Annotated in this window: 14 protein-coding genes; 7 read left to right on the top strand and 7 right to left on the bottom strand. The window is 65.7% G+C overall.

The window, feature by feature from the left end:
• The first annotated feature begins 26 nt into the window (after positions 1-26).
• The 7 genes from ACUCV3_RS04045 to ACUCV3_RS04015 all read left to right on the top strand — a co-directional run bounded on the left by ACUCV3_RS04045 (position 27) and on the right by ACUCV3_RS04015 (position 7,549).
• Complete coding sequence (locus ACUCV3_RS04045) at positions 27-1,304, top strand: metal-dependent hydrolase family protein (RefSeq protein WP_122928834.1); 1,278 nt, start codon at positions 27-29, stop codon at positions 1,302-1,304.
• The gene (locus ACUCV3_RS04040) at positions 1,301-2,626 is read left to right on the top strand and encodes a peptide MFS transporter (protein WP_048937412.1); all 1,326 of its coding nucleotides are present in this window, start codon (positions 1,301-1,303) and stop codon (positions 2,624-2,626) included. The genes ACUCV3_RS04045 and ACUCV3_RS04040 overlap by 4 nt, the downstream gene beginning before the upstream one ends.
• A gap of 96 nt (positions 2,627-2,722) precedes the next feature.
• Positions 2,723-4,915 carry a zinc metalloprotease gene (locus tag ACUCV3_RS04035; RefSeq protein WP_234415719.1) on the top strand — a complete coding sequence of 731 codons (2,193 nt, stop codon included), beginning with the start codon at positions 2,723-2,725 and terminating at the stop codon, positions 4,913-4,915.
• 61 nt (positions 4,916-4,976) lie between these two features.
• Positions 4,977-5,291, top strand: coding sequence for a hypothetical protein (locus tag ACUCV3_RS04030; protein ID WP_482240390.1), 315 nt, complete (start codon positions 4,977-4,979; stop codon positions 5,289-5,291).
• A 106-nt stretch (positions 5,292-5,397) separates the two neighbouring features.
• The gene (locus ACUCV3_RS04025; protein ID WP_048937411.1) at positions 5,398-5,667 is read left to right on the top strand and encodes a hypothetical protein; all 270 of its coding nucleotides are present in this window, start codon (positions 5,398-5,400) and stop codon (positions 5,665-5,667) included.
• Between the two features lie 14 nt (positions 5,668-5,681).
• Positions 5,682-6,860, top strand: a complete 1,179-nt coding sequence (locus ACUCV3_RS04020; protein WP_048937410.1) for a YcaO-like family protein — start codon at positions 5,682-5,684, stop codon at positions 6,858-6,860.
• On the top strand, positions 6,857-7,549 hold the full coding sequence (locus ACUCV3_RS04015) for a TfuA-like protein (RefSeq protein WP_048937409.1): 693 nt from the start codon (positions 6,857-6,859) through the stop codon (positions 7,547-7,549). The genes ACUCV3_RS04020 and ACUCV3_RS04015 overlap by 4 nt, the downstream gene beginning before the upstream one ends.
• On the opposite strand, the gene ACUCV3_RS04010 is transcribed toward ACUCV3_RS04015, so the two are convergent.
• From ACUCV3_RS04010 to ACUCV3_RS03980, 7 genes are all read right to left on the bottom strand, one after another.
• Complete coding sequence (locus ACUCV3_RS04010; protein ID WP_122928353.1) at positions 7,536-9,560, bottom strand: trifolitoxin synthesis, TfuA; 2,025 nt, start codon at positions 9,558-9,560, stop codon at positions 7,536-7,538. The two genes, ACUCV3_RS04015 and ACUCV3_RS04010, sit on opposite strands and share 14 nt — an antisense overlap.
• Positions 9,561-9,677: 117 nt before the next feature.
• Positions 9,678-11,708: an MGH1-like glycoside hydrolase domain-containing protein gene (locus tag ACUCV3_RS04005; protein WP_048937408.1), complete on the bottom strand. Its 2,031-nt coding sequence runs from the start codon at positions 11,706-11,708 to the stop codon at positions 9,678-9,680.
• A 121-nt stretch (positions 11,709-11,829) separates the two neighbouring features.
• Positions 11,830-14,658, bottom strand: coding sequence for a TonB-dependent receptor (locus ACUCV3_RS04000; protein WP_010338082.1), 2,829 nt, complete (start codon positions 14,656-14,658; stop codon positions 11,830-11,832).
• A 259-nt stretch (positions 14,659-14,917) separates the two neighbouring features.
• Positions 14,918-16,351, bottom strand: coding sequence for a family 43 glycosylhydrolase (locus ACUCV3_RS03995; RefSeq protein ID WP_482240389.1), 1,434 nt, complete (start codon positions 16,349-16,351; stop codon positions 14,918-14,920).
• A gap of 52 nt (positions 16,352-16,403) precedes the next feature.
• Positions 16,404-17,432, bottom strand: a complete 1,029-nt coding sequence (locus ACUCV3_RS03990; protein ID WP_048937406.1) for an arabinan endo-1,5-alpha-L-arabinosidase — start codon at positions 17,430-17,432, stop codon at positions 16,404-16,406.
• Between the two features lie 82 nt (positions 17,433-17,514).
• Complete coding sequence (locus ACUCV3_RS03985; RefSeq protein WP_048937405.1) at positions 17,515-19,080, bottom strand: alpha-N-arabinofuranosidase; 1,566 nt, start codon at positions 19,078-19,080, stop codon at positions 17,515-17,517.
• A 19-nt stretch (positions 19,081-19,099) separates the two neighbouring features.
• Positions 19,100-20,026, bottom strand: a complete 927-nt coding sequence (locus tag ACUCV3_RS03980) for a Gfo/Idh/MocA family protein (RefSeq protein ID WP_048937404.1) — start codon at positions 20,024-20,026, stop codon at positions 19,100-19,102.
• Between the last annotated feature and the right edge of the window lie 2 nt (positions 20,027-20,028).

Below are 20,028 nucleotides of genomic sequence, written 5' to 3'. Positions count from 1 at the left end.
GCCTCCCGTCAAGGGGGATGATATCGATGCACAGGCTTTTGATCCTGCTGGCCTTTCTGTTCGTCGCGCCGATGCCGGCGGGGGCGGAGCAGGCCGCGCCGGCGCTCTATCTGCTGCGCCCCGATGCCGTGTTCGACGGCGCGACGTCGCATCGCGGATGGGCGGTGCTGGTGCGCGGCAACCGGATCGAGGCGGCCGGACCGGGGATCGCGGTGCCGGCTGGGGCAAGGGTGATCGGCCTGCCCGGCAAGACCCTGCTCCCCGGCTTGATCGAGGGCCATTCGCACCTCTTCCTGCACCCCTATAACGAGACAAGCTGGGACGATCAGGTGCTGCACGAGCCGCTGGCGCTGCGCACCGTGCGGGCCACGGTGTCGGCGCGGGCGACGCTGATGGCGGGCTTCACCACCGTGCGCGATCTGGGCACCGAAGGGGCTGGCTATGCCGATGTCGGCCTCAAGCAGGCGATCGAGCAGGATATCGTCGCCGGGCCGCGCATGCTGGTCGCGACCCGCGCGCTGGTGGCACCGGGCGCTTATGGCCCGCGTGGCTTCGAGCCGGGCGTCGTCGTGCCGTTGGGCGCGGAGGAAGCCGGCGGTCCCGATCTGGTGACGGCGGTGCGGCGACAGATCGCGGCCGGCGCCGATGTCGTGAAACTCTATGCCGACTATCGCTGGGGCAAGGGCGAGCCGAGCCGGCCGACCTTCACCCAGGCGGAAATGGCAGCGGCAGTGGAGGCTGCGCACAGCGCCGGGCGCAAGGTCGCGGCCCATGCCGCCACCGACGAGGGGATGCGCCGGGCGATCCTGGCCGGGGTCGACACGATCGAGCATGGCTATGAGGGGAGCGCCGCGACCTTCGCGCTGATGAAGGCGCATGGCGTCGGCTATTGCCCGACCCTGGCGGCGTCCGATGCCACAGCGCGCTATCGCGGCTGGACCGGCACGGAACCGGCGCCGGCAGCGGTCGTCCAGGCGCGCCAGGCCTTTGCCCGCGCGCGGGTGGAGGGCGTCACCCTCTGCCTGGGCGGCGATGTCGGCGTGTTCGCCCATGGCGACAATGCCCGCGAGGCGGAGCTGATGGCGGCCGCCGGCATGGCGCCCCGCGACGTGCTGGTCGCGGCGACCAGCGGCAATGCGGCACTGTTCGGCATTGCCGACCGGCTGGGCGCGGTGAAGCCGGGCCTGCTCGCCGATCTGGTCGCGGTCGAGGGCGATCCGACCCGTAGCATCGACGCATTGCGCCAGGTCGGCTTCGTGATGAAGGACGGCGTCATCTACAAGGGGCCGGGCGCGCAGCCATGAGCCAGGGCGATCACGCGTTCCTGGGTCATCCGCGGGGCCTCGCCTATCTGCTGTTCACCGAAGCGTGGGAGCGTTTCTCCTATTATGGCATGCAGTCGCTGCTGGCCCTCTATCTGGTCAAGCATCTGCTGCAGCCGGGGCAGGCCGACGGCCTGCTCTTCTTCGATGCCTTTCGCCAGCTTTATGGCGGGCTGGACGGCCAGCCGCTCGCCTCCGCCATTGTCGGCACCTATTTCGCCAGCGTCTATGTGACGCCGATCCTGGGCGGGCTGGTCGCGGACCGGCTGCTGGGCCGGCATCGCACGGTGCTGCTGGGTGCATTGACGATGATGGCGGGCCATTTCCTGATGGCGGTCCAGGCCGCCTTCCTGCCCGCGCTCGGCTTGCTGGTGCTGGGCAGCGGCCTGTTCAAGGGCAATCTAGCCAGCCAGATCGGCGCGCTCTATCGCCATGATGACCCGCGTCGCGATGGCGCGTTCCAGCTTTATTATCTGGGGATCAATATCGGCCTGATCGCCGCGCCGCTGGTGATCGGCACGCTGGCGGAAACGCGCGGCTGGCATGTCGGCTTTGCCGTCGCCGGGGTTGGCATGGTGATCGCCACGATCATCTATCTCGCCGGACGCAGGCATCTGCCGGTTGACGATTATCGCCCCAGATCGAACGGGCGCGGGCGCATGACCGGGCAGGATCTGCGTGGCCTGCTGGGCATCGTCCTGCTGATCCCGCTGCTGGCGGTGGCGCTGTTGCCCAACAATCAGATATTCAACGCCTATCTGATCTGGGGCGACGCGCATCTGGAGCTGACGTTGGGCGGGCTGCGCGTGCCGACGAGCTGGCTCATCACCCTCGATGCGGGGCTGGGCCTGGCGATCCTTGCCGGCCTGCCTTTCGTCTATCGCCGTTATGCGCGCCACCGGCCCGAACCCGGCGATCTTGCCAAGCTGACGATCGGGTCGCTCTTTGCGACGGGGGGCATGCTCTGCCTGGCACTGGGATCGGCGCTGGCGGGTGCGGACGGCAGAACGGGGCTTGGCTGGGCGATCACCTTCCATCTGCTCAACGGCATCGGTTTTGCCCATATATTGCCGGTCAGCCTGGCGCTGTTCACCCGCGCCGCGCCGCCGCGTCAGGCCGGGCTGGCGATCGGCCTCTATTATCTCGTCTTCTTCCTGGGCAATATCCTGGTCGGCTGGGTGGGGGGCTTCTACGCCCGCATGCCGGCCACTGCCTTCTGGCTGCTGCATGCCGGGATCGCTGCGGGATGTGGCGCGATTTTCCTGATATTGACGCTACGGAAAGCGATTTTTCGGTCGGATTGACGCTTTTTTCACGTTCGACCAACACCTGGCCTCACACTGACCATGTCATTCCCGATCCTGCGAGCGCGGGCATCCGACGCGCGCCGACAGGAGGGAATGATGACTGCCGATTTCGATCCCGCCGATTTTGACGGCGACAGCGCGCTCGATACCGACATGGCCGGTTTCGACATCGACCCCAAGCTGCGGCCGGTGCGGCACCTGCCGCTGTTGGTGCAGGCCAGCGGCCGCTACAATTTCGTGCGCTCGCCGCGCTTCCCGATGCCGCGCGCGCTGCCCGGTGCGGTCGATCGCTTCGACGATGATATCAATGCGCTGACGCTCTATACGCGCGAGGAACTGCGGCTGGACGTCGATGGCCGCTATCCGCAGATGACGGTCAGCGGCACGCGCGCCGGCCCGCTGGGGCCGGTGGTCAGCTGGGTTGCGGCGCTGACCCGGACCGGTGCCAATCATTATAGCGGCCAGATCTGGTTCAAGGATGGTCAGGTCGGCGCCATCCCCCATACCCAGATCAGCCTCAAGGTGACGAAGAGCCTGCTCGCCGCCCAGCGCAAGGTCGAGGCGACCTTCAGCGGCGGTGGCGCGGCGAGCTTCGTGCGCACCTATCAGTTCAGCTCTGCAAGCTTCCGTCCGGCCGAGTTCGAATATGACACGGTGGCCGGCGCGACCCGCGTGACGGAGATCGGCACGCACGATCATCCCAATCATCCCGCGACCATGGCCAGCGAGACGCTGAGCCTTGACACCGTCTATCGGCGGGCGGGATTCAACGTCAGCGACGCGCCCGGCAATGGCGCCATCCCGCTCGGTGCGGCCGGCGCCGATCAGCGCTGGACCGACCAGGAAATGCATGACGCGATGCAGATCTACTGGTCGCGCTTTGCCGACAAGCCGCAATGGTCGTTGTGGGTGCTGTTCGCCTCGCTCCATGTGCAGGGCAGCAGCCTGGGCGGCATCATGTTCGACGATATCGGGTCGAACCATCGCCAGGGGACGGCCATCTTCACCGACGCTTTCATCGCCCATCCGCCGGCGGGCGATGCCGATCCCGACGCCTGGGTGCGGCGGATGCGCTTCTGGACGGCCGCGCATGAGGTCGGCCACGCCTTCAACCTGGCGCATAGCTGGCAGAAGTCGCTGGGCACGCCCTGGATTCCGCTGGCCGACGATCCCGAAGCGCGCAGCTTCATGAACTATCCCTATGCGGTGGCGGGCGGCCAGGCGGCCTTCTTTGCCGATTTCGACTTCCGCTTTTCCGATCCCGAACTGCTGTTCATGCGCCATGGCCCCGAACGCTTCGTGCAGATGGGCAATGCCGACTGGTTCGACCAGCATGGCTTCTCGCAGGTGGCGTTGGACCCCAATGAGGAGTTCGGCCTGACTCTGTCTGTCAATGCCCGCGACAATCGCCTACCCTATCTGTTGCCGCCGGTGGTCGAGATGGCACTGGTCAACCGCAGCGGCCGGCCCAAGCTGGCATCGGCGGCGCGCCTGTCGGAACGGGCAGGCCTGACCCTGATCATCAGCAAGGATGGCCGGCCCGCGCGCCAATGGTCGCCCTATTCGCGCCATTGCGGCGAGAGCCTGGAAATCATTCTGGGTCAGGGTGAGGCGCTCTATGACAGCGTGCTGGTCGGCGCTGGCCGCAATGGCTGGGACATGGCCGAACCGGGCCGTTACACCATCCAGGCGATGCTGGTCGTCGATGGCCGGGCCGTCATCTCCAACGCGCTGGAGGTGAAGGTGGAGCCGCCCGAAAGCCGCGAGGAAGAGCGGCTGGCGCAGGATATCTTCACCCCGGAAGTCGGCCAGGTGCTGGCCGTCAACGGCACGCGCGGCGTCCAATCGGCGGTCGATGCGCTGAGGGCGGCCACGCGGATGCGCCAGCATCCGCTCGCGCGCCAGGCGGCGGTCGCGCTCGCCGGCCCGTTGGCCGACGAATATAAGCTGCTGCAGGTGGATGAGCGGGCACGGCCCGGTGAGACCCCTGCTGCGGCCGCCCGCCGCATCGAGGTTTATGACGCCGATCTCAAGGAAGCACGCCACCTGCTGGCGATCGCGACCGAGGGCAGCGCCGATGCCGCCGTCAATGCCGTTGGCCATACCCGGTTCCTGCGCGAGGCAGGCAAGCTGGCTCGCGCGCTGGATGGCGGGGTTGCCCCGGCGCTGCGTCAGACGGGGCTGGGCTTCGACGCGGTTCGGGCGGGCGATGTCATCGGCGGCTTCAACCTGGGCCAGGACATGCAGCGCATGCTGGCCCTCAAGGCGAACGGCCTCAGTATCTGATCCATGCAGGCGCATCGCCTGTCATGGCGGTGCGCCCCATTATTCCGAAAGGGGACCAACAATGTCGGAATTTCGCAAAATCACCATCGCACTCGAACAGGGATTCAAGGATGACAGCGTCCGTATCTCGATCGGCGATAGGCTGGTGCATTGGCTCGACCATGTGAAGACCCGCGCCAAGATCGGCGTCGCCCACACGCTGGAACTCAGCCTGCCGGCCGGCAATGATCCGGTGCAGGTGGAATTGCCGAGCACGGATGTGCGCATCTCGATCGAACCGGGGATGGGCGAGGCATGCTATTGGGGCGTGTCGGTCAGCCCGAACGGCAAGGCCATGTATGTGAAGCGCTCAGTCGAACCCTTCGCTTATGTCTGATATGCTCCGTGCGGCGTTGATAGGGGTTTCCCTTATTGTCCTCGCCCTGCTTGTCATTACGGTCCCGCAACCTACTTTTGATCCGTCACGAACTATGGGGGTATATATGGCTGAATCCTACGACTCCGACGCCAATTATGTCATCAAGCTGACCGACCCGGCCGATCCGGCCAAGGTCGTTGGCTATGCCTTTGTCGAGCAGGTCCATTATCTGGCCGCCGATGATGACGGCGATGATGCCAAGGCGGCGATCGCTGGCGTGGCCGGACTGTTCACCGATGGTCCGGTTCTGGACGCGGTCGCCCTGCCGGGGCAGCAGCGCGCCACCCGCGCCTATTTTGCCGAGATCGGGTCGGGCAAGGCCGACTTCGCCTGAGGCCGATCGCGCCCATGAAGATGTTCCGGCGCGGGGCGCATCGCTCCCGCCGTCCTGCCGACACCCTCGCACGGATCGCGCCTGCGGCTCGTGCGCTGGGCGTCACGCGGCTGGCCGATGTGACCGGCCTCGACCGCATCGGCATCCCTGTATTCCAGGCGGTCCGTCCCCTGTCACTGTCGCTGTCGGTGTCGCAGGGCAAGGGCGCCACGCCTGATGCCGCGCGTGTCTCCGCGCTGATGGAAGCGATCGAACTGCATCACGCCGAAACCTGTCCCGCCAGCAGCCACAGTTGTGCCGATGCCGGCGAAGCCCGGCTCTGGAGCCAGATGGCACGGGCCGACAAGCAGGGCGCTTCCTTCGATCCGGTACGACCACGCGGCTGGGTCGAGGCGATCGACCTGCTGAGCGGCCGGCCCATGCGGATACCCCATGGGCTGGTGACGATGGATTTCACCGTGCCGGCCGAACCCGATCTGTGGCCCAACAGCAATGGGCTGGCATCCGGCAACACCCCGGCCGAGGCGCGCTGTTCGGCGCTGTGCGAACTGATCGAGCGCGAGGATCATGCCCGCTGGCTGGAACGGGGACTGCGCGCGCGCCGGGCGAGCGCGATCGATCTGGACAGCGTGACCGACCGGCTGGGCCGCAGCCTGATCGCGCGAGTGCGGCGCGCGGGCCTGTCGCTATCCTTGTGGGACATGACCGGTCCGATCGGCGCGGCGGTGATCGGCTGCGCGATCACGGAACGCGGTGCCGTCCGCAGCGTGCAATTGCCGCCGGCAATGGGGGCGGGATGCCATCCCGATGCCGGCGTCGCACTCGCTCGCGCCATTTGCGAGGCGGCGCAGACCCGTGCCGCGCTGATCGCCGGTGCGCGCGACGATATCGATCCGGCGCGCTATCGCGATGCCGGGCAGCAGCGGCAGGGCTTCCTGTTGGCGATGCTCGATTTCGCGCCGGCAACCCGACCCTGGTCGGCGGTGCCCTCCGTGGCGCATGACGGGGCGGAGGATGATCTGGCCTGGCTGCTCGATCGCTGTGCGATGGTGGGGGCAGGGCCGGTCGCCTGTCATGACCTGACCCGGCCCGACCTCGGCATCGATGTGGTGAAGCTGCTGGTGCCGGCCTTTGGCGATCATGATCGGCCATCGCGCACAGGCACGATGCAAGCGGCGATGGAGCCGGCATGAGTCTGCATGCGATTGTCTTTGCCGGGCCGAGCCTGGGCGGTTCCGTGATGGCCTTGCCCGATGGTGTCGAGTTGCGCGGGCCGGCGCGGCGCGGCGACATGCTGCGCGCCGCGATCGAACGACCGGCCGCGATCGGCCTGATCGACGGACTGTTCGAAACCACGCCATCGGTCTGGCACAAGGAAATCATCCAGGTGATGGCCGAGGGGATCGCCGTCTATGGCGCGGCCAGCCTGGGCGCATTGCGCGCGGCGGAACTGGCGCCGTTCGGCATGGTGGGCATCGGCGCGATCGCGCAGGCTTACAGGACGGGGCAGATCGAGCGGGACGATGCGGTGATGGTCAGCCATGCGCCGGCGGAATTGGGACATCGCGCGATGACGCTGGCGCTGGTCGATGCCGAGCATGCGATCGCGCAGGCGGAGATGGCGGCAGGCGACCGCGCACTGCTGCTGCGGCTGGCGCGGCGGATGAATTTCCGCGATCGCAGCTGGGCGCTGATCGGCGACGCCTTCCGCCAGGCGACCGGGCGCGACCTGCCACCGATCGATCAGGGGCTTAGCCTCAAGCGCAAGGATGCGGAGCTGTTGCTGTGGACGATTGCTGGCCCGGTGGCCGTGCCGCATGTCGCGCCGCCGCCGCAAAGCTTCTTCCTGCGCAGCCTGCGCGCGGAGATCAGCGCGGCGTGATGCGCAATCCGGCCTGTTCCAGCCCGGTTAGGAACAGGCTGCGTTCGGCCGGCCCCTGCAGCGGCAGGAACTGGATCATGGTGTCGACCAGATCGGCGTCGCGGGCTGGAGCATCGCCTTGCCACAGGCTGGCGAAACGCTGGCGCAGTTCGTCGATCACCGGGGCGGCCTGCTTCGCGCCGCCCAGCATGCCCAGATTGGCGCCCCGCACCGCCAGATAATGGATCGATCGATTGCGGCCGATCTCGAACTGGGTTTCCGCTGCCTCATGCTCGCCCGACAGGGCGTAGAGCACGGCCAGATCGGAAAAATATTCGTCCGACGGAAAGGGGTTCAGTTCGAAGGCGCGGGCGATCAGGCGCTGCGCTTCCTTCATCTCGCCCAGATGGACGAGGCCGAAGCCGATCTCGTTGATGCCGTCGGCGTGAAAGGGCGTCAGGTCGAGCGCGGTCATGAAGCCCTGCATCGCCTGCTTCATGTCGCCGCGCCGCAAATAGCACCAGGCGAGGCGCGACTGCACGCCGCCATGGGTGGGTTCCAGCGCGACCGCGCGGGTGCAGAGGTCGAAGGCGCGGGCGCGCAGCGGCGCGGCATCATGGCCCGCCATCAACTGCATGAAATCGGTGTTGTAGAGGCGCGCCAGTTGCAGATAGGCGTTGGTCAGGCGCGGCTCCAGCAGGATCGCGCGTTCCAGCAGGTCGGCGCCTTCCTGCACCTCGGCCAGGTTGGCGGCGGCCAATATCTTGGCGCGGGCGGTGAAATAGAGCGGATAGGCGTCCGACCCGCTGGGCACACGTCCTTCCATCAGCTTGCCGACATCGCGTTCGACCACCGGCAGGATGGCGCCAGCGATCCGGGCGACCAGATCGTCGATCGCGGCGAGCAATTCGCCCTGGCGCACGGTCAACTGGCGCGTCCAGACCAGGAAGCCGCTGTCGATCCGCGTCATGCGCAGATTGATGCGCCAGCCGTCGCCATCAGCGCGGACCGACCCGTCCAGCGCATAGCTGGCGATCGAGGCGGGGGCGGCCGCCTTCATCCGCTCGGCCGATGGCGCGTCGACTGACAGGATGCGCAGGTCGCGCATGCCACCCAGGGCGGTCTGCAGATCGTCATGGCAAATGCTGGTGAGCAGGGCGCCGTCCGGGCCGCTATCGCCGATCAGCCTGAAAGGGGCGATCACCAGGATCGGCGGCTCGACATTGGCCTGCGGGATTGTGGCGACAGCGGGCGCGGCGGTCGCGCGCGGGGCGGGAGCGATGACCGATCCGACCGTCGTCAGTTCGCGCAGCAGTCTTTCGGTGTCGGGCGACACGCGGGCATCCAGATCGCGTTGCAGCCCGGTCTCCAACTGGCGGTAGCGGCGGTGGAGCGCGACATGGTCGCCGGCCTTCTGGTCGAGCGCCATGCCGAGCCGGGCGATCCGTTCATCGCCGGTGTCGAGCCGCTGCAACTGGGTCAGGATCGCCCGGCGCAGGTCGAGCAGATCGTCCTGGCCATTGCGCTCGACAGCGTGCAGCACATCCTGGACGATGCGCTCGCGCCAGCGTTGCCGTTCGATCATCAGCCAGTCGTCGAAGCTGCGATCCAGTCCCTCCAGCCCGTCCAGTATCGCGCTACCCGCGCCATCCAGGATACGGGCCAGTCCGTTCAGGTCGTTGGCGGCGGCGCAGGCCAGTATCTCGCCCAGGTCGCTGGAAAAGCCACCCTCTGCCAGATGCAGGTCACGCCGTTCGATTTGGATGAGCGGGGCGGCCGGATGCGCACGCAGGTCGGTCAGTGCCTGGCGCAGGCTGGCGCGGGCCTGCACCTCGCCCCGGTCGCTCCACAACAGGCCGACCAGCCGGTCGCGGCTGGCGCGGCGATCGGGCTCCAGCGCAAGATGGGCAAGCAGGGCACAGGCCTTGCGGCTGCGCGGGCTATGGTCGCGTCCGTCCGCCTCGTCGATCAGGCGGAAATCGCCGAGCAATCGAAAGCGAAACCGAAGCTCGCCAGCCGCTGTCACCATCATGCCCTTTATTGCTGGCGGCCTGCAGTGCCGGGCCGCCGATCGATCCGCCCTAACACAGCTTGCTGAACAGGGCGACGGTCCGTTTAGGCTGCGTCACGATCGAGGGCCATAGCCAATTCAGCGGTCGAACAGCTTGATCTCCGCCAGCCGGATCGCCTTGCCCTGGGGCTGGCGCATCAGCACCCGCCACTGGCGCGCGGCGCGGCCGGCAAAGCGCAGGTCGGTCACGCCATTGGCGAGCGGCGCGCCCTTGGGCGTCGCGACATCGCGCCATTGGCCATCGACCATGGCCTGCAGGCGATAGGATTGCGGCACGGCAAACTGCTTGCCGTCGGCGAAGAAGGCGAGTTCGGCGCGGCCGATGGACACCGGTTTGCCCAGGTCGATGGCATACCATTGGTTGGCCTCTCCGGGCGCGGAGGACCAGCCATTGGGCAGTTCGGGGAAGAACCAGGTGCGGCCGTCGATCGCGTCATGGACATTTTCGGGGTCGGTGTTGCTGGATGCGCTGCCGATCGGGAACTGGCCGCGCACCAGTTGCACGGCGCGGTTGATCGGCCGGGCGACCGGCGCATTGGCGACGCGCGCCACCGGCAGCTCGATCCGGCCCAATGTCTCGCGCCGGGCGACTTCCTTGCCGTCGACCTCGACCGACAGGCCCTTGCCCCGGCCATAATGGCTGCCGTCCGCGTCCCAGGTCACGGCGATGCGATGGCCATGATAGGGCACGTCCTGCGCCCGGAACCAGGCCAGCGCCTGCGGATCGCCGGCGTCGGGCAGCAGCGGGTTCACCTCCAGCACGTCGTCGACGCGGGGGCGGATGCCGACCAGACCGCCCAGGATCAGGTCATTATAGCCCGAATGGAAATAATGATGGCTGCGATCGAGGCCGACGATCGGCTTGCCGGTTTCGGGATGATAATCCTCCTCCAGATCGAGCCGGTTCCCCTGATAATGGAGCGCGGTATATTGGCGCAGCAGGCGCATATAGTCGCTGCGGGTCACCGGGCCCTGCTGGGCATGATGATCGAGCAGATTGGCCATGGCGATCAGCACCTGGGTCGTCTGATAGGGCCAGATCGGGCCGTTCCACTGGCATTCCGGTGCATCGCCCAGATAGCGATATTGCCGCATATAATATTCGTAATTCGCTTCGACCGTGCGCATGCCCGCCTTGCCGGCGAGCGAGGCGGGGTCGAGCAGATGCGCCCAGGCGCCGGCATATTTGGCGTCGTCCGGGACCAGGTCGAACATCCAGGGGAGGTAGCCGACCAGTTCGCGATTGCGGATCGGATCCCAATATTTGACGTGCGGATTCTTGCGGCTCTCGTGCCGGTCGATGAAATGGTCGAGCTTCTCGCTCCACAGGTCGGCAAGGACATGGTCCTTCAGCGCCTGTGCCCGCGCCTCATATTCCTGCGCCATGGCGGTGTCGCCGGCCATGGTCGCCATCTTCGCCAGCGCGCGGGCATTGGCATACATGTAGCTGTTGACCGAGGGGCGGAAGGCGTCGCCACCGCGGAAGCCGTCCTTGCCGCCCGAAGCGTCGATCGAGGAGACGGTATATTCGGTCGCGTCGAGCAGCGGCTCGACGAAATAGAGCCCCTTGTCGAAGTCGAACTTCTCGTCCCACAGGCGGTAGATATGGCGCATCACCGGCAGATGTTCGAGCACGCCCGCCTTGTCGCCATCGATCAGGTAACGGCCCCAGACCGAGTCCGCCATATAGTCGGTGAAGTGGCGGTCATTGCCGCCGCGATACATGAAGCGGATATAGTCGTCGGCAAAGCGCCGGTCGTTCAGCCAGCGCCCTTCGGCCAGATGAAAGCCGGTCGCGTCGTTGAGGCTGGCATAGGGATGGCGCTGCCAGTCGACATCGTCGAAAAATTCGGTGGTGATATACCCTTCTTCGCCCAGGTCGCGCTGATGCCCGCGATAGAGCTGCCAGCGATAATAATAGACGGCGTCGATCTTGGGGTCGGCGGATTCGAAGAAGGGGATGCGATCCTGATACCAGGGCGCGTCATTGCCGAAGCGCTGCACCGCGATCGCATGGGTATCGAGGCCGGCGGAGCGGGGAGGGGGAGAGGCGGCGCCCATGCCGATCATGGCAGCCCCTGCCAGCAGAAGCATCCTCATCGCGCGCATCGTCCGTCTCCCTGTATCCTGAAACAAATATGGCGGCCGTTCCGGGGAGTTGGAGAGGGTTCCCGGAACGACCGCCATGAAAATGGGGCGCAGCGAGGAGACGCCACGCCCCATCGGGCACTCAGTCAAACTTGAAGCGAACACCCAGAGCGAAGGTCCGATCAATCAGCAGCGTGCTGGAGTTGAACTCCGTCGGATTGCCGACATCGCCGAACTTGTAATAGTTCTGCTGCTTCGCCTTGGTGATGTTCACCGCGTCGAAAGTGACGCCGATATCGTCATTGACGTTCCAGGTCAGCTGGAAGTCCAGGCTCTTTTCGGGCGCGCGCCACATGCCGATCGGGTTGGCGAAGGAGCGGCCTTCATTGTTGTTCAGGAAGCCCTTGCGCCAGATGTAGGACAGGCGGGCACCGACCGGGCCGCTGTCATAGGCCAGCGTGGCGTTATAGGACAGCTTCGACACGCCGAAGAAGGCCGACTTGGCGGTGCCGGTGATCTCACCTTCATTGTTGACGACCGGGATCGTCTGTTCGGAATCCAGGATCGTCGCGCTGCCGGTGAAGCCCAGGCCATCGAGGATCGACGGCAGATAGGACGGGAAGTAGGTGAGACCCAGTTCCACACCCTTGAGCGTGCCGTTCGAGGCGTTTTCAGGCCGGGTGATGTTGAAATATTCGGTATAGGTTTCGTTGCGCGGCAGATAGTTGTTCGGGATGAACTCACGCACGGTCAGCGGCACAACCAGACCGTCGATCTTGCGACGGAAAGCGGTCGCATAGATGGCGCTGTTGCGTTCGAAATACCATTCGATCGCAAGGTCCATATTCTTCGAATGGGTCGCACGCAGATTGGCGTTGCCCGACGAACCCGAGCCAAAGCCGATGCGGGAGAGATCGCCCGTCAGCGCCAGATTGGGGTTGAGATCGCCAAAGGCCGGACGGCGCAGCGTTTCGCCATAGTTGAAGCGGATGCGCAGATTGTCGGTCAGATTATAGCGCGCGGTGAAGGACGGCAGGAACTTTTCCGAACCGGTCGACACGGTGGTGCGCGCGAAATTATTGCCGCGGTCGAAATAGTCGTACAGCGTGTCGATCGCAACGAAGCGCACGCCAGCCTGAAGCTGCAGCGGGCGACCGAAGATTTCGACTTCACCATCAGCCATGACATAGGCGGCCAGATTGGTTTCGTTGATGCCGAACACATGGCCGAAAGTCATTTCGTCCGACAGCAACAGGCCGGGGGCTACGGAACGATAGAGGCTGCGGACAGCATCCTTGTCCATGCTGCGCGGGTCAGCCAGCACCCAGCTGGTCGGGATGTCGGCGCGTCCGTCGAAGAAGCCGCTGTTGGTGAAGGGAGTGCCCTGGCTGAAGGCCGCCAGTGTCATGCCCGGCAGGCCGCCGGCGCCCTGATCGCGGACGTAGGAATCGGCATTGCGATCATCGAAGCGGAAGCCGGCCTTGATGCGACGCAGGAAGCCTTCATCCCACTTATATTCGCCGTCCAGCATCATGGTCAGGGCGCTGCCGGTGTTCTTGGTGCCGCTGTCGAACAGGTTGCCGACGGTCCACTGGCTTGCATCGGTCAGCACGCCCTGATTGGCGAAGCTGTAGGCAGGCAGGCCGCCACCGGCGTTGAAATCGACGTCGATGTCGAGCGGGCCGCGATCGGTACGGATAGCGAAGAAGGAGGTTTCGTTCTTGCTGTCCTGATAGGCGATGTCGGCGACGATCTTGCCGCGCTCACCCACGTCCCACTTGGCGTTCAGCGCATAGACATAGCTGTCTGTCTTGTTGGTCGCCATGTCGCCGCTGTTGAAGCCGGCGACCGCGCCCATCTGGCGCGACTTGATGATGTTGGTGCCATCATAGAGTTCAAAGCTGTTGGCCACGTCGGCGGGCAGGTTGCCCCACCAGTCGGCAAAGCTGAAGTGCAGGCTGTTGAAGGTTTCCCCACGGAAGCCGGTGTAGAACACCTCGGCGGTGTAAACCGAACTGTCATTGGGCGCCCACTGGAGCGCAGCGTTGACCGACGGACGCTCGCGCTTGCCGTAGAGGTCGGAGGCGATGACGGCGTCACGCGAGAGATAATAGGGCGTTTCGACGCCGTTGATGTTGAGTGTCGAACCCGGTGCGGTCGGCAGGCCGGCGTCGAGGCCCGGCGTCCAGTTCTCGTTGGTCGCGCCAGGGAAGATACGCTGCAGCGGGGTCAGGCCCGAACCTTCGGGCGGATTCTCGGTGGCGAAGGGCACCATGGCGCCGGCCTGGAGATTCTGGTTACGATAATGGGCACGGGTGTAGCTGCCGTTGATCAGGAAGCCGATGTCGCCGATGCCGGTTTCCCAGCGATCGCTGACCAGCAGAGCGACGTTCGGATTGAACTTGTCCGCCAGCTCCGAATAGACGCCGCGCGCCAGGCCGGAAATGGTGAAGCCATCGAAGTCGAGCGGGCGACGGGTCTGGACGTCGATCTGGCCGGCAAGGCCGGTTTCGAGCTGGTCGGCCGAACGCGTCTTGTAGACATCGACCTGCTTCACGAGGTTGGCCGAGATGTCTTGCAGGGCGAAGGACGTGCCGGCGGCAGTGAAGATGTTGCGGCCGTTAAGGGTGGTCAACGGGTCGGTCAGGCCGCGAATGGTGATGGTCGCCGCTTCGCCGCCGGCGCGGTCGGTAACCTGGATGCCGGTTACGCGCTGAAGCGCTTCGACGACATTATTGTCAGGCAATTTGCCGACGTCTTCGGACACGATCGAATCGACGATCTGGGTCGATTCCTTGCGGACGTTCAGGGCGCCGACGATCGACGCGCGCACGCCGGTGACGACGATATCTTCGGTCGGTGCTTCCTGAGTAACGGTCTGCGGAGCGGCGTCGGTCTGCGCGAAGGCGGCGCCCGACAGGGTCAGCGCGACAAGCGACGCAGAACAGAGTGCGATCGGCCGGATAGCCATTTTCAAGTCCTCCCCAAGGGGCTGGCCCGTTGCCATGCCCACGAATTACTCGGACTAATTATTTCCACATGCTGAGAAGCGCAAGTGAAATATTGGGTCGGGGTTGCGCTACGTGGCACCCATGTTGCAAATTTGCCGCAGCGATTCTGGCCCGGTTTTTCGGGCGTTTCAGGCCATAAAAGGCCGAAAGGCCATGGGCTTGCGCGGCTTTTGGCGGCGCGAGCCCATGGCCCTATTTGTCAGACTCGGCGAGTCGCGTTCAGTCGGCGTACCATTGCGTGCGCGGGTCCTTGCTGCGCGCGAGGCCGATGCGCCCGTCGATTGCGGCGAGATGCTTGCCGGCGACGGCGATGGTCGCGAAGCGGACCGTACCCTGGGCCGCATCCTCGAACCGGACGAACTGGCTGCGCAGCGCGAAATCGGCGCTGCGATCATCCTTCATCAGGCTGACCGTGCCGTCCTTGGCCGCGACCAGATAATGATCGGGCAGCAGGATGGGGGAGAGCATCACGCTCTTCACGCCGGCGCGGCCGGGCGACTGGCGGAACTGGGTCTGGGCGAGCGCGGGATTGCCCGCGATCAGCTCCGTGCCCTGATGGGCCAGCAGCGCCTTGGGATCGGCAGCCGAGACGAACCGTTCCGGCATCGCGCCATTGCCCACGGGCACGCCGAAGTCCGGGGTGCCGTCGGCCTGGAAATAGAGGCGCTGGACGCGGGTGTGGCGGTCCGGGTTGAACAGCGGGTCGCCCTGGATCGCCTCATAGTCGCGGCCATGATAGACGAGGATGTCGCGGCCCTTCTCGTCCACGGTGAAGCTGTTGTGGCCGGGGCCATAGACGCTGGTTTCGGTGCAGGTCTTGAACACCGGCTGGGGCGACTTGGTCCAGCTCTTAGGATCGAGCAGGTCGGCATTCTCGTCGGCGGTCAGCATGCCCAGGCAATAGCGCGCGTCGGTGGCGCTGGCCGAATAGGTCATGAACAGGCGACCATTGCGATGCAGGACGGCGGGGGCTTCGGCCACCTTGTAGCCGCGCACTTCCCAGTCGAGCGTGGGCACGGTCAGGCGGGTCGCCTTGCCGGCCAGATTCAGTGGCGATTCCAGCTTGGCGATGTAAAGGTTGCTGTTGGTGTTGATGCCCGGTTCCTTCTGGGCCCAGGCGAAATAGCGCACGCCCTTGTGGACGAAGCTGGTGGAATCGAGGTTGAAACTGTCCCAGGGGGCCTGGAATTCGCCCAGTACGCTCCATTTGCCGGTCATCGGATCGGCGCCGTCGCATACCACGGCATAGGTGCGGATGCGGAACACGTCGTCGCCGCCGCCGCTCGGGCCGGCGGCGAAATACATGTACCATTTGCCGTCGATCTGGTGGAGTTCGGGCGCCCAGATGAAGCCGGAGCGCGGGCCGCTTGCCTCACGGCGCCACAGCACCGCCTCCTCGGCGGTGGCAAGGCCGGCCAGCGTCTTGGAGCGGCGCAGCACCAGACGGTCATATTCGGGCACCGATCCGGTCATGTAATAATAGCCGTCATCATGCAGGAAGACCTGCGCGTCGGCGCGCTGCTTGACCAGCGGATTGACCGGAACCGGGGCGGCAACGGCCGGAGCGGCGGCACCGGCGCGCGCGGCGATCGGCGCGGCCGACAAGGCGGCAGTGCTGGCAAGGAAGCCACGGCGGGACAGGGCGAAATTCATTCTTCTCTCTCCTGATGCCGCGGCGGGACGCGGCGATAGTCAGACAATTGGATCAATAATCGGCAACGGGCCAGCCGTCAGCCCCCCAGCGCACCGGCGCAATGCGCAGGGTCGGGGCGCCGTTCGCCTGTTTGTCATAGGCATGGTAGACGACATAGTCCTTGCCATCGCGATCATGCAGCCAGCCGGCATGGCCGGGGCCGCGGAAGCGCTGCTGTTCCTGCAGGTCGGCGCGCAGGAAGATGCTGCCGCCGCCTTCCATCAGCGGGCTGCCGTCCTTGCCTAGATAGGGACCGGTGATGTCCTTGGAGCGGCCCATCACGGTGTAATAGGTGCTGTTCACGCCCTTGCAGCAATAGTCATAGCTGACCATCAGCCAATAATAGCCGCCATGATCGACGATGAAGGGCGCTTCCACCGGCGCCGGGCCGCCGGCGGGGGCCGGGCGACGCGCGATCGAATAGGGCTTGGCCTTGGGATCCTTGGGCTTGCCGGTCCTGGGATCCAGCTCGAACAGCTTGATACCGGTCCAGAAGCTGCCGAGGCTCAGCCAGTGGCGGCCATCGCGGTCGATGATGAAATTGGGATCGATCGCGTTATAATCATCCTCCCTGGTCGACATGACGACCAGCCCCTCGTCGCGCCAGCCGAAATTCTTCGCCTTGGGGTCGAGTGTCGGGCTGGTGGCAAGGCCGATGGCCGAGCGGTTCGAACCGAAGGTCGAAACCGAATAATAGAGGCGATAGCGGCCGTTCACATAGGAAATGTCGGGCGCCCACATGCCGTTGCTGCCGGGGATCGCCTGCTTGGCCCAGTCGGGCAGGGCGGTGAAGACGGGCTTGCCGGCGGTCCAGTGGACAAGGTCGGGCGAGGTCCGCGTCTCGATCAGCCGGTCGCCATGGCCGGTGCTGAAGACATGATAGGTGCCGCCTTCGCGGATGATGACCGGATCATGGGTGGGGACGAGGTCGCCGGTCAGCCGGTCGTTGAGCGTGGTGGCGGTCGGCGCAGTCGGTGCCTGCGCGATCGCGCTGCCGGCCAGCAGGGCAAGGCTTGCCAAGGTGATGATGGTCTGCCGCATCTGCCGGCCTCTCCCCAAATTATCGAAAACGAAAAATGGGCGGGCAGCCCCGAAGAGCCGCCCACCCAGTTGGCGAAAAGCCTTATTGCAGTTCGAGCACGACCACCGACTTGGGCGGCAGCGCGACGGTCAGCGTGCCGCCGCTGACCTGTGCGCCGGTGAAGGCGACGGGCTTGACGGTTTCGGGCGCGTCGAACGTGTTGTGCGAATTGATCGCCGACGCCGTCAGGATACGACCGGTGACGCCGCTGGCGCTCAGGCCATCGAGCTTCACGGTGACGGTGTTGGTCTGGTTCGGGTCGAGGTTCGACAGGCCGACATGGACCTTGCCGTCCTTGCCCTTGACCGCCGAGCCGCTGACCGCCGGCATCGTGTACTGATCCTTCGCATACCAGGGCGACTGGATGTCGATCGGCAGCACGGTGGCGTCCTGCCAGGGCTTGTACATCTCGAAGACATGATAGGTGGGCGTCAGCACCATCTTCTTGCCGTCGGTCAGGATCATCGCCTGCAGCACGTTCACCATCTGCGCGATCGCGGTCATGCGGACGCGGTCGGCATGCTTGGCGAAGATGTCGAGATGGATCGAGGCGATCAGCGCGTCGCGCAGCGTATTCTGCTGGCGCAGGAAGCCGGGATGCGTGCCCGGATCCTGGGCATACCAGCTGCCCCATTCGTCGACCGCCAGGAAGACGCGCTTCTTGGGATCGTACTTGTCCATGATCGCGCTGTGCTTGGTGATCAGCTCGTCCATGTGCATCGCGCCGTTGAGTGCGTCGGCCCAGCCATTTTCGTCGAAATCGACGGCGGGTGCGCGCGGCGGCCAGCCACCGGCGGGGTGGACATAATAATGGAGCGAGACGCCATCGAGCTTGTCGCCCGCGACGCGCATCATGGTTTCGGTCCAGTTATAGTCGTCGACATTGGCGCCGGCGGCGACCTTCATGATCTTGGTGCCGGCGGGCGCCTTGACGAACGTGGCGTAACGACGGGTTTCGTCGGCGGCGAATTCGGGGCGCATGTTGCCACCGCAACCCCACAGCTCGTTGCCGATGCCGAAATAGGGAACGGCCCAGGGTTCCTTATGGCCGTTCTTGGCGCGCAGTTCGGCAAGGCTGCCGGCGGGCGCGGTCATATATTCGACCCATTCGGCCATTTCCTGCGGCGTGCCATTGCCGACATTGCCGGCGATATAGGCTTCGGCGCCGACCTGGCGCAGCAGCTCGAAAAATTCGTGCGTGCCGACGGTGTTGGGTTCGGTCACGCCGCCCCAATGGGTGTTGACCTTGACCGGGCGGTCCTTCTTGGGGCCGATGCCCTCACGCCAGTGATATTCGTCGGCGAAGCAGCCGCCGGGCCAGCGGATCACCGGCACCGACAGGTTGCGCAGTGCGGCGACGACGTCGTTGCGGAAGCCGTTGGTGTTGGGGATGGACTTGTCGTTGCCGACCCACAGGCCGCCATAGATGCCATTGCCCAGATGCTCGGCAAACTGGGTGAAGACGCGCTTGTCATAGACGGCGCCGGGCTGGTCGGCATGGATCGTCGCCGTGGTCGGCTTGCCGCCGGTCTGGGCGTGCGCGGCCGGGGCGAGCGCGGTGGCGCACAGCAGCAGCGCGGCCGTGGTACGGCGCAGGGCTTTCAACATTCCTCTCTCCTCTCGAATGTCAGTCGTGAAATGCGTCGGTGGTTTCCCGCTTGCCGCGCAGGAAGGCGTCGGCGACCAGGCGCAGCGGGTCGGTGTCGACATCGCTGCGGCCACCGCGGATCAATGTGGCGAAGCGGCTGTAGAGGCCGGCATATTCGATATCCTCGCCATGTTCGGTGCCGCTGGGCAGCGACAGCACGGCGCCGCCATGGCTGAGCTTCAAGGGGCCGGCATCGGTTTCGACGATGATGTCCCAGCTTTGCGGGCCGGTCTGGCGCCAGTCGAGATCCATGTGGATTTCGGCGCCGGCGGTGTCGCGGAACAGGATGTCGGCGGCGATCGGCGCTGCGCGGTTTTCCGGCAGCACCAGGGTCGCGTCCTTCAGGAAGAAGGGGCGCGGCAGGATATGGGTCGCGATCGACAGGGCGTTGATGCCGGGGTCGAACACGCCCAGGCCGCCGGGCTGCCAGATCCAGGCCTGGCCCGGATGCCAGACGCGGACATCTTCACGCCATATGATCGACACCTTGTCGATCCGCCGTTCGGCAAGCCAGGCGCGGGCCGGGGCGACGCCGGCGGCAAAGCGCGAATGCCAGGCCGCGAACAGGCTGGCCCCGACCTTGTCGGCACGGGCGCTGAGCGCGGCCACTTCAGCCAGGGTCGCGCCGGGCGGCTTTTCCAGGAAGACATGGATGCCCTTGGCCAGGGCCTGCGCCGCCAGGTCGTAACGGACCTGGGGCGGGGTGCAGAGCGCGACCGCATCGACGGCCGGACCCTGTTCCAGCAATTCGTCCAGGCTGGCATGGTGCGGCACGTCGTCCAGCCCGGCGTCATGCGGGCTGACCGTCGCGGCAAGACTGAACGCGCTGTTCCCACGGATGGCGGGGACATGCTGGTCGCGTGCAATCTTGCCGATGCCGATGATCGCGATGCGGATCGGGTCCATCG

It is taken from the genome of Sphingobium sp. VMM (genome assembly GCF_056790315.1).
The sequence above is the reverse complement of the archived record's forward strand: the minus strand, read 5'-3'. Positions and strand labels throughout refer to the sequence as shown.